This window comes from Borreliella kurtenbachii (genome assembly GCF_030437945.2).
In the GTDB taxonomy this organism is placed as follows: domain Bacteria; phylum Spirochaetota; class Spirochaetia; order Borreliales; family Borreliaceae; genus Borreliella; species Borreliella carolinensis.
In genome coordinates this window covers 20,496-30,439 of the sequence record NZ_CP179520.1, presented here as the reverse complement: position 1 = coordinate 30,439, position 9,944 = coordinate 20,496, and the positions used below count along the sequence as shown (strand labels likewise).

At 27.0% G+C, this 9,944-nt stretch carries 12 protein-coding genes; 3 read left to right on the top strand and 9 right to left on the bottom strand.

Translation table 11 applies throughout. From position 1 onward, the window contains the following. Nucleotides 1-1,353, bottom strand: a complete 1,353-nt coding sequence (locus QIA22_RS06705; RefSeq protein WP_418456985.1) for a PBSX family phage terminase large subunit — start codon at nucleotides 1,351-1,353, stop codon at nucleotides 1-3. Continuing rightward, nucleotides 1,350-1,916, bottom strand: a complete 567-nt coding sequence (locus QIA22_RS06700) for a DUF603 domain-containing protein (protein WP_418456983.1) — start codon at nucleotides 1,914-1,916, stop codon at nucleotides 1,350-1,352. Before QIA22_RS06700 ends, QIA22_RS06705 begins: the two co-directional genes overlap by 4 nt. 217 nt (nucleotides 1,917-2,133) lie before the next feature. Between QIA22_RS06700 and QIA22_RS06695 the strand changes: the two genes are divergently transcribed. Both QIA22_RS06695 and QIA22_RS06690 read left to right on the top strand, forming a co-directional pair. Further along, nucleotides 2,134-2,478 carry a TM2 domain-containing protein gene (locus QIA22_RS06695; protein WP_418456981.1) on the top strand — a complete coding sequence of 115 codons (345 nt, stop codon included), beginning with the start codon at nucleotides 2,134-2,136 and terminating at the stop codon, nucleotides 2,476-2,478. Nucleotides 2,479-2,491: 13 nt separating this feature from the next. After that, a complete protein-coding gene (locus tag QIA22_RS06690) occupies nucleotides 2,492-3,184 on the top strand; it encodes a hypothetical protein (protein WP_418456979.1) in 693 nt (230 codons plus the stop codon). 101 nt (nucleotides 3,185-3,285) lie between these two features. Here QIA22_RS06690 and QIA22_RS06685 read toward each other — a convergent pair whose 3' ends face one another. Then, nucleotides 3,286-3,978 (bottom strand): ErpL protein, encoded by a 693-nt coding sequence (locus tag QIA22_RS06685; protein ID WP_418456978.1) that lies wholly within the window; start codon nucleotides 3,976-3,978, stop codon nucleotides 3,286-3,288. 430 nt (nucleotides 3,979-4,408) lie between these two features. On the opposite strand from QIA22_RS06685, the gene QIA22_RS06680 reads away from it, so the two are divergent. Further along, on the top strand, nucleotides 4,409-5,185 hold the full coding sequence (locus QIA22_RS06680; protein WP_418456976.1) for a site-specific integrase: 777 nt from the start codon (nucleotides 4,409-4,411) through the stop codon (nucleotides 5,183-5,185). Nucleotides 5,186-5,190: 5 nt separating this feature from the next. Here QIA22_RS06680 and QIA22_RS06675 read toward each other — a convergent pair whose 3' ends face one another. The 6 genes from QIA22_RS06675 to QIA22_RS06650 all read right to left on the bottom strand — a co-directional run bounded on the left by QIA22_RS06675 (nucleotide 5,191) and on the right by QIA22_RS06650 (nucleotide 9,936). After that, nucleotides 5,191-5,616 (bottom strand): DUF261 domain-containing protein, encoded by a 426-nt coding sequence (locus QIA22_RS06675; protein WP_418456974.1) that lies wholly within the window; start codon nucleotides 5,614-5,616, stop codon nucleotides 5,191-5,193. A 51-nt stretch (nucleotides 5,617-5,667) separates the two neighbouring features. Continuing rightward, nucleotides 5,668-7,005 carry a DUF244 domain-containing protein gene (locus QIA22_RS06670; RefSeq protein ID WP_418456972.1) on the bottom strand — a complete coding sequence of 446 codons (1,338 nt, stop codon included), beginning with the start codon at nucleotides 7,003-7,005 and terminating at the stop codon, nucleotides 5,668-5,670. A 487-nt stretch (nucleotides 7,006-7,492) separates the two neighbouring features. After that, the gene (gene bdr, locus QIA22_RS06665; protein ID WP_418456970.1) at nucleotides 7,493-8,020 is read right to left on the bottom strand and encodes a Bdr family repetitive protein; all 528 of its coding nucleotides are present in this window, start codon (nucleotides 8,018-8,020) and stop codon (nucleotides 7,493-7,495) included. Nucleotides 8,021-8,033: 13 nt separating this feature from the next. Then, the gene (locus QIA22_RS06660; protein WP_418456968.1) at nucleotides 8,034-8,561 is read right to left on the bottom strand and encodes a chromosome replication/partitioning protein; all 528 of its coding nucleotides are present in this window, start codon (nucleotides 8,559-8,561) and stop codon (nucleotides 8,034-8,036) included. 74 nt (nucleotides 8,562-8,635) lie between these two features. Continuing rightward, on the bottom strand, nucleotides 8,636-9,394 hold the full coding sequence (locus QIA22_RS06655) for a ParA family protein (protein ID WP_418456966.1): 759 nt from the start codon (nucleotides 9,392-9,394) through the stop codon (nucleotides 8,636-8,638). Continuing rightward, the gene (locus QIA22_RS06650) at nucleotides 9,370-9,936 is read right to left on the bottom strand and encodes a DUF226 domain-containing protein (RefSeq protein ID WP_418456964.1); all 567 of its coding nucleotides are present in this window, start codon (nucleotides 9,934-9,936) and stop codon (nucleotides 9,370-9,372) included. Before QIA22_RS06650 ends, QIA22_RS06655 begins: the two co-directional genes overlap by 25 nt. Nucleotides 9,937-9,944: the final 8 nt, after the last annotated feature.

Here is a 9,944-nt window from a genome sequence, read left to right as displayed (position 1 = left end):
TTACAAAAATCTTTGATTGCCAAAGTGAACACTTCTCTCTCTATATCCTAAAGACAACATCAAATATGCTGCAGATATTGCATCAAGAGCGTCATCATGGGTTTTGTTATCTCCTTTATACGAATAAATATCATTAAATACAGAAGAGCTACTGTATTTCGTAATGTAAAGTTTATTGTAAGTAAACGGCGTAATTAACGTTGTTATTCTGCTAAATTTATTAGATTTTGGCTTAACCGGAACAATTCTAAAATATTGACTCATATTATTTCTTAGCAATATGTATTCACGAGTCAATCCACCAGCACCTTTTGTATTGTCTCTATCCTCTAAATAAAGTGTATGTACATTAAAATTCTCTAAAACGGTCTTTACCATATTCATAATATAAGGGTCATTGGCTGGTCGTTGGTCTTGAAATACAAAAGCATAATACTTGTCATCAACCCGCTCCATAACACATAATGCAGTGTTATCCCCACCAACACTAAATGCTGGGTCTAAATATGCTATCGGGCTAGTAAATACATAATCATTAGTAATATTTATTTGTGTAAAAATTGAATCAGTGCTTGCTATCCATTCACCTAGCAAAACTCTTGCTTTATATGATGGTATATCTTTATATAGCTTTTCTTGTGTTTCGATAAATCCTTTGCTGAGCAGAACATTATCATAAGTCGTAAAATTATATGTCTTAAAAGTTGCTATATTATCAATATAATCAGTTTTGAAATAGTGTTCTGGATGATCGGGATTAGTATCAAAAATAATAGTTTCTTGTCCACACCTTAATCTTTTTAAGACTTCCTCTAAAGTTTGCTTGTGTAAAGTTGTAGCCTCATTGACAAAAATAAGTGCTGAATTGCTACCCCTAAACCTTTCAAAATCACTTGCCTTATCTCCACCGTATAGATTAATTCGCAGTGAATCAATCAGAATATATGAATTATTTGTATGTCTTGGAATATAAGGAATTTTAAGCAGTTTGCATAGCTTTTCAAATTGCCCCAAAACATTAACTTCAACTGAACGTTGTGAATTACCAATAATGAAATTGTTCGTATCACTAGAATATAAATTCTTATTTTCAATTAAACTTTTGAGAAAAAGATAACATGCAAGATACGTTTTACCGCTAGCTATACCGCCGCTGAGTATAATCTTTTTCTCATTATTCTTTTGAATGCTTTTTATCACATTTTTTTGTTTTAAAGTTAACTGTTCTTCTTCAAACTTAGCAAAATTAATTGAAGAATTTGTTAGCTTTACAAATTGTGATATATCAACTCCATATTTATTTTTGTATTCCTTTTGTAGTGTTGTAAAAAGTTTTGTTTGATATAAGTTCACTTGTGCCCTTTACTATTTTTGTAGTTACTTTTGCTTTCAGCTTCATGAACCGTAGCAAGTTTTTTCATACATTCATAGTAAAGCTCCATTTCTCTTATTGAACACTCCTTTATATATTCATCAAGCTCGCTTTTTAAAGAATTAATTTCTCCATTAACAAATTGCTTATTTTTTTTACTACTTGCTTTATTTAAAGCGTCAATTTCGGCTCTTAAATTTTCTATTTTAGCATGCATACTAACAAGCTTAACACTAGAATATTGCTTAAATGCATTTATAAATCCTAATTCTAAATTAGCCCGCTCTAAATCTAATTCGCTTCTAACTTTCCTAGCGTTAACTTCTGATCTAAAGGTTTGCGACAAAAGGTGTTCAAAAGTATCTTCACTAATTGTTACTCTAGAGTCCTGGTTAACAACACTTTCTCCACTTTCCCACTTTTGTCTCATTCTCCACACATTTACTTTAGAAACTCCTAATTTCTTCGCTATTTCTACATCACTTAATGAGCCCTCACTAAAATACGCAGCATAATCATCAAAAGACCTTTTAGCTCTTTTCAAAAGAATTTCTCCTAAAATAACAAAATTAACAAATTATTACTCTAAATAGTAAAGCAATTTAATAAATTTTTTAACACAACCTATTAACTTCTTAATACCTATTAATCACTGCTCTATATTTACAATATTCATTAAATTTAAATATATAAAAATATAGCTTACTTATATTAAACACTTGTAATTGAGTAGGGTTTATTTTTGTAAGGAGTTTAAAATTATGTCAAAAACTATTGACGAAATATATTGCCATTCTTGTGGCAAGCCAATTAAAAAAGAAGCTGAAATTTGTATTACTTGTGGAGTTAAAAATAAACAAGTTAAAAAATCTTATAACAGATTAGTAGCAGCATTATTCTGCTTATTTTTTGGTTATTTAGGAGTTCATAGATTTTATGTGGGGAAAACAGGAACTGGTTCTACATTTTTATGTATAACTCTTTTTTCTATTTTACTTACTATCTTTACCATAGGCCTTGGATCAATAATTACAGCGCCCGTACTAGCAACACTGGGAATTATAATTTTTATTGATTTTATAAGAATATTAATAAATAAATTTTAAAAAAGGATTTAAAATGAACAAAAAAACAATGTTTGTAATGTTATTAACATTATTGACAATTATTTTAAACTGCAAATCAAATAATAGTAGCAACAAAAATAATAATGAAGAAATATTAGGGGATAGTAAATTTTTTACAAGTGGACAAGAAGATAATGAAAAATACTCTTGGATTGCAACAAAATCACAAGAAAGGCCTGAAAATTGGTTTAACAAAAATCATGCACTTATGAATTTTATATATAACAACCTAGGAATTTATTATTATTTTCATTTTAATGATGTTGCTACTAAACATGATATTGGTTTCTATGACATATATAATATAAAAAATTCAGATAAAATTAAAATTAAATATACTTTTGATAATGAACAAGAATCTGAACTAAAAATTGGAATAGCTGAATGTAGGCTTACTCCTAAACAAGTTGAAGGAAAAAACATAGTGTGCTATTCTGCAACTAATTTATTTAATGATAATTTTATTTTTACCAGCGTTATGATTCCTCCGTCTAAATCAGAAGATTTTTCAAAAAAACTACTAACTTCTAAAACCCTTAAAATAGCTTTTGAAATTTTTAAAGAACCAATAACATTTAATCTTGAAAATCATAAAAAATTATATAAAAAATATAAAAACCATTTTATAAAAGAAGACAATAATAGCAAAACAAAAGATACTAGCATAAAAATCGACAAAAATTGACGAGGCACACAAAATACTTTAACAATCGCAATACAAATAAAAAAACAAGACTGGTTATTAGTCTTGTTTTTTATAATTTATGTGTTTAAAAACCATTTCTTTTATTCTTTTTTATTTTCCAGCTCTTTAAGCTCTTCATCAATCTTTTGAAGTGTATTTTCTATTGTTTTTTTAGTCATGTCACTAGTATTAGAGCTATTACCAACACTAGTTACACCTTTAAATCCTAATTTATTAGCAAGTTGCCATGCTACCCCCCCAATGTTTCCTTGATTTTTAGACTTATCCCCTTCAGATTTACCATCAGCACCTTCAACTTGTTCTTTAAACTCTTTAAACTTTTTTTTAGCATCTTCTAAATCTTTTTTTCTCTCTTCTATTCTCTTTTTTAAACTCTCTTTAAGCTTTTTTAAACCATCTTCAAGCTCATTTTTCTTTTCTTTATTCTGCAGCTCTTTTAATTTTTCTTGTAATTTTTTAATTTTTTCTTCGTATTCATTATATGTTCCAAGAGCGGTTTGACCATCAACTCCATCTATTTTATTCTTTAATTCTTCAAATTCTTTTTCAATCTCTTTCAACTTCTCTTTTTCATCAGACCACTGAGCTACTTGCTCATCAGACTGCATTAATTTCTCTTTTACCCCATCTTTTGTACCTGCAAAATCTAAAAATCCCTCAACTTTTTTTTCTAAATTTTGCTCTAATTTTTTTTCATCTTTATCACTTGCATAATTCTTGCAAGAACTTATCAGCGCAAAAACAGCACAAATAATAAACATTTTCTTATTCATAAGTTACTCCATAAGCCTTAATAATAATGCAACAGCTAATAATTGCAATATTTCAAAGATTTAAATATATAATTTTGTTACATTCACCTGTTACATATTAACAAAACGCAAATGTAATTTTAACCAACTCCCAAAAATCTCTCCATTGCAAATGCCCGGCTCATTACAAAAGACTACAAAATGCATACAACTTAAATTTCAAAGTCTTTGCTATAAGTCAGCTAAAGTATATAGTCTTTCTTAGCTGCACCCCCCAAAAACTGCCCATTCTGTTTATCACAGCCACTCTACAACCCAAATTTAACTTGCAATGAGAACTCCAAAAATTTGACTAAAATTTTTTGTTTTTGGTACAATATAAATTACTTTTTTTATCTATTTTTATTACTTTTACTTAATTTAAAAGTAACACCTAGAAGGAGCTTGTCTTATGGACATTAATAATTATTTTAATTTAAATAATTTAGGTATTGATTCTATACTCAAACTAATACAAGAGTATCAAAAAGTAGTAAATGAAAACAAAATTCTTAAAAATTCTCTAAAAATTTCTTCTAAACCAAAAAAAGAATCCTCAAAACCAACTCCTAAGTTTTATTTAACCCCAAAAGCTATCAAATTAATTGAAAAATGCGTTAAAACATTAAAACAAATTGACCCAATTTCTGGTTGGTTCCTACATTTACTGGCAATAAGTGGGTGCAGGGGTGCAGAAATTCAAAAAGTAAAAATACAAGATATTACTCCCTTGCTCAGCAAAACTGGAGAAACTTTTTACAATATAAAAGTAAATATAGCTAAAAAAAGGAATGTCACTTGTATTAGAGAAATTGTTATCAACTCAGAAGAGTTCGAGGCTATCCAATCCGCTCACGAAAATTATTTTAATGAAAAAAATCTTGACTCACGGCGTACTTATCTTTTCCAAAAAACCAAACATAAGTTTAAAGATAATCAAATTGATATTATCAATATTTCTAGAAAATTTAAAAATCTTCTTAAAAAATCCGGATTTCGCGCTAATAAATCGCTTCATTTATTTAGAAATTTGTTCATTTCATATTTAAAATCTAATGGTTATAATTCTTTCCAAATTAAAGAACTTATGAAATATCATTCAACTTCCGAAATTGATAATATCTACGGCCTCTCTGCTGCTAATAAAATTCACGCTTATAAATGCATGAAAAATAACCTTAAACTTTAAAAAAACTATTTTAGTTTAAATATTCGTTTTGAAGTTACTTTAAATATTTTCCCACGTGGCTTTAAGTCAAGTGAATCATATAATATTTCTTTATTTTTTGTTGCTATAAAGTGATATCCATTAACCTTATCGATTTTAACTTCGCTTATTTCAAATTCATTAGCTGCACCCAAATAATTTAAAGACTCATATCTTACACTACTTCTAATTCCGTAGTAATTAAGTATCATGCATGGATTTATAATAAAACAATTACTCTTAATGTAGCCAAGCCCTATAAATCTATAATATGCTGAATTTATCTCATAGGCATTAAATTCAACCTTCTTAAATAGACTTGTATAATAATGCAGACACAAAAAGTAACAACCCCATTTTTGTATCTCTGGTCTTAAAGTTCTATTGTCTTGTTTTATTTTATTAATAAGCATTGTTTACCTCTCCTATATTAAATTATTTCTTTAATTTTTTAGTGCACCCATTCACATGGGGACACTAACACTATTTGCAAATGCTATATTGCTAGGGAAAAATACTGCGCCACTTGTTGGTAATAGCCCCTTTAATCTATCTGATATTGCCCTTTTCTTAGGATCAAGAGTAAACACAAACTCTCCAAATCTATAATTTACATGCTCAATTAGTGGACATGTATTCGTAATATTATAAATTAGCATTTTCAGCCTATCTTTATAAGGTTTTTCTCTTTTTTTATTTTCGTTTTGAATTCTATTTAATTCTTTTTGTACACTGTCAATCTCCATTAAATCATACGCAAGATTTTCAGCAGATTGATTATCCTTAATTTCAAGGTCTACACAATCAACATATTCTATAAATTCTCTTGCCCAATCAAACTCAACTCCAGAATTATAAAAATCACTCCTTTCTACTAAATCTTGGACAAGCTTTATAAACACATCCTTGTTAAAATTGTGTGCTATTAAGTATTCCTCTCTATAGTTACTATAAATATCTTTTTTTAAATTTTTAATTTCTAATTCACATTTATTAATAAATTCAAATACTTTTGATATTAGGGCCTCATTTCTTTTAATCTTACAGTTAATTGGTGCAGCATCTATTAAAAAGAATAAATTACAATACTCAAGCCCGGTGCATGCTAGTTGCATTTGCGCCTGCACATAATATTTGAAAAAATATTTGCTGCTTAAAAAATTGCCATTTTTATTGTACTCAGCAATAGCACTGCTCATATAATTAGAATCACTGCTTTTAATTTCTAAAAGCTCTGCGGTGCCGTTACTATTTATAAACCAACCATCAATTGTTGATCCAACAAACATTTCTGATTTACCAGTTTTCTTGAAATAATTATACTTATCAACACCGTTGGCATATTTGTTCTTATACAAAATATCAATATCATCACCATGTGCTTTAACAAATTCTCTAAATCCTAAATTCTCTAATTCTTTGCCCTTGAGCATATACAAATTCTCTTCAAAAGGTAGGCTCATTCCAAAATATTTAAGTACTCTGTTAATCATCAAGTCTTTAAGTCCTGCACCTCCAATCAAAACATTGCCTACTTCACTAGCTCCGTATCTATCAAGTTCATTTCTTTGCACACTAAAATCAATATTTCGGTTAAATCTAAAACACTCTTGACTACTTATTCCTGGTAATTTCTTGCCTATCTTGCTTAATTTACTTTTTTCTTTAATGGAAGAAGATTTTTCCTCAAATATTTCACATCCGGTAAAACTTTGTTGTTCAACACTTATCATTTTGAGCTCTCCTTGAATATTATTTTGATTAATGTCTTGTGGATTATTTTTGTTTGAAATGTTGTTCATTTTTTTACTCCTAATTTGTATTAATAAATATAAGTATATAGCAAAAACTATTTTTGCCAATTTTTTTACAAAAAATTTTTTTAAAAAAAATAGTTGGGCTTATTTAAATTCTCTTATCTAAGAACTTAGCTAAACCCAACTTAATTGGATTTTTTTGATAGCAATAAACTTTTTTAGCTATTCACATACATATATATAACAGAAACTATTTTTGCCAACTTTTTTATAGAAATTATTATAATTAATAAAAGCTTTATTAAATTCTCTTGTATAAGAACTTAATAAAGTCTAGGGTTTAACCGAATTCACTTATTAAAATAATTTTAATAAGCTTTTCAACAATTAAGCATTGTTTAATTTAAAATTAAAATCAATTTGTATTTGTTAAAATAAAAGAACCTATTTAAATTATCTTGTTAAAAAATTCAAATAAGTTCTACTTTCAAGCTATATACTAACTTATTACTTTATAAAATTTTAATCATTCTTAATTGAAGAAATACTTATTGAATATAGAATAAATAATTGGGGCTAGTGTTATTCCCATTATTAGTATTACTTGTATTGTTCTATTACTTGCATTAAGTTCGTTTTTTAAAACATCTATTTTATTATCTAGACTAGATATATCTTTTTGCAAAGCTTTTTCTACATTGTCTATCTTAGTATCTAAACTATCTATTTTGGCATTAAGTTCGTTTTTTACACTATCTATTTTGGCATTAAGTTCGTTTTTTACACTATCTATTTTGGTATTTAAACTTTTTTCTACATTATCTATTTTAGTATTTACACTATCTATTTTAATATAAACACCATCTATATCTTTTTGAAAATTCTTTTCTGCATTAATTATTTGTTGCTCTAAAGAATTCATTTTTTCTTTTAGAACTTCAAAGTTGTAATTGTCATTCTGAAGTAAAACAAAATCTATTGTCTCTTCACTAAACCCTTTATTTAAAAATTCTAACCTTATATTTTCTATTTTAATAGCATTATGGGCCAAATTTCTCATAAAATCCCCTTTATTATCCTTTTATTTGCTTATATCTTCTTAAGAATTTATTAATCAAATCTTTTTGACTTTCAAAAAGTTCATCTAATAAAAACCCTGTAAATTTAGCATTACTTTTATAAAAATCGTAACTTTCTTTACTTTTAAGCTGGAATCTTAATGGTTTTATGGGATTTTGCCTTGATTTTTTAAATGTTGGACTTTCTTTATCTCTTAATGACAATAAAGACATAGTAAGTCCATTTTCTATGATAAATGTTTCTTCTAATAGACCCTCTTCCATAGCATTGGCTATTCTAATATAGTCATACACTTGAGTTCTTGCTATTCTATAATTTTTTGCAAAAGAATTAAAACTTGTATATCCATCTAATTTGTAATATTCATTGTCTTTTATCTCTTTTAAAATTTTAATAAATTCTATTTTATGAAAAATTTCTTTTTTAAAATTATTTACTAATTTACTTTTTAATTTTTCATAATATTCTAATTGATCGTTGTCCTTTTCTTCTAAATTTCTTTTGTTTATTTTTACCAACATAATATCACCTCAAATAAAAAAATTTTTATCATTAATAGATTGTCCTTATTAGGGACAACCTAAATTAATTCGTTTTATACCTTATCCACTATTTTTAAATATTCCAAAAATTTATTAATAGCATTTTTATATTCATGCATATAATCTTTTTCTAAGGAAAATCTAGAATTGCTGGCTATATTTCTATTTAAATCTTCCCTTTCAGAGATAATACCTAAAAAATCCCCCCTATTCTTTAATAAATTTAGAAATTCCTTATGTGTATTATTCTTTTTAAATCTTGTTATGAGTAAAAATAATGGAATTTTTATACTCAATTTATTTAAAAAATAATCGAATAAATCCAAACACTCAACTGCCCATTTTTCAGCTATTATTGGAACAATAATATAATCGCTGCTAAACATTGCATTTTTAAATGCAATATCATAACTAGGGGCTGTATCCAATATAATATATTTATAATCACTGTTAAAACAGCTTAAATTTGATTTTAATAGCAAGTCTTTAAATTCTATTTCGATTTCATTAAGCATATGTAAACTTAAATAACTTGGCAATAAATCCAAATTGTCTTCAATATTTACAATTGCTTTTTCAATATCTAAATCATTGGCCAAAACTTCATATATATTGTTAAATTTTAAATTTATATTATCTTCTTGTATTTTGTCTTGATAGTAACTAGTGACTGATGCTTGAGTATCCATATCTATTAACAATACTTTATTTTTTTTTGATAACAAAAATGCCAATGCTATGCAAGTTGTGCTTTTACCAACACCACCCTTAATTGACGCAATTGTTATTATTTTAGGTTTTTTATTATCCATTTGATTAACGGTCCTTGTTCCGGGTATTTTTTCCCATAAAATTTATACACTTGTTGTTCTAAATCCGTAAACATACTAAATAAAACTTTGTTGTAGTGATTATTTGTTCTTTTTTTATCCAATAAACGATATAGACCCTTAAAATAGCAAAAAACACTTCCGGCTTTAAATCTAAATTCCATATAATACGCTCTTGCTAATGCATATGCTTTTCTAGTTCCATTTAGTTGATACTTTATTAATGGTTTTTTAATTGGTTTTCTATAGCCATAAAAAATGCCAATGAACTTATCTCCTTCTTTAATTGGATACAAGTGAGTTTCTTCAACAATTCTTTCTCCATTAAATAGGGCCCTTAATGACAATCTAAATTCATGTTTTTTCTCGTAAACTCCAAATTTATAAATATCCATCATTATTTTTGTATGGTACATTGCTTTCCCATTTTCTTTTTCAATCAAAATAAAGCGTTCTTTATTTTGGCATTCAACTTTACATTTTCCTTTTTTTACGGTTTCAATAGGTTCTAGTGCATTTTCCATGTTAAATC

Bases quoted from the DNA above. Each gene is read 5' to 3' on its own strand.
- QIA22_RS06695 (WP_418456981.1), top strand. From the start codon at position 2,134: ATGTCAAAAACTATTGACGAAATATATTGCCATTCTTGTGGCAAGCCA.
- QIA22_RS06690 (WP_418456979.1), top strand. From the start codon at position 2,492: ATGAACAAAAAAACAATGTTTGTAATGTTATTAACATTATTGACAATT.
- QIA22_RS06685 (WP_418456978.1), bottom strand. From the start codon at position 3,978: ATGAATAAGAAAATGTTTATTATTTGTGCTGTTTTTGCGCTGATAAGT.
- QIA22_RS06680 (WP_418456976.1), top strand. From the start codon at position 4,409: ATGGACATTAATAATTATTTTAATTTAAATAATTTAGGTATTGATTCT.
- QIA22_RS06675 (WP_418456974.1), bottom strand. From the start codon at position 5,616: ATGCTTATTAATAAAATAAAACAAGACAATAGAACTTTAAGACCAGAG.
- QIA22_RS06670 (WP_418456972.1), bottom strand. From the start codon at position 7,005: ATGAACAACATTTCAAACAAAAATAATCCACAAGACATTAATCAAAAT.
- bdr (WP_418456970.1), bottom strand. From the start codon at position 8,020: ATGAGAAATTTGGCCCATAATGCTATTAAAATAGAAAATATAAGGTTA.
- QIA22_RS06660 (WP_418456968.1), bottom strand. From the start codon at position 8,561: ATGTTGGTAAAAATAAACAAAAGAAATTTAGAAGAAAAGGACAACGAT.
- QIA22_RS06655 (WP_418456966.1), bottom strand. From the start codon at position 9,394: ATGGATAATAAAAAACCTAAAATAATAACAATTGCGTCAATTAAGGGT.
- QIA22_RS06650 (WP_418456964.1), bottom strand. From the start codon at position 9,936: ATGGAAAATGCACTAGAACCTATTGAAACCGTAAAAAAAGGAAAATGT.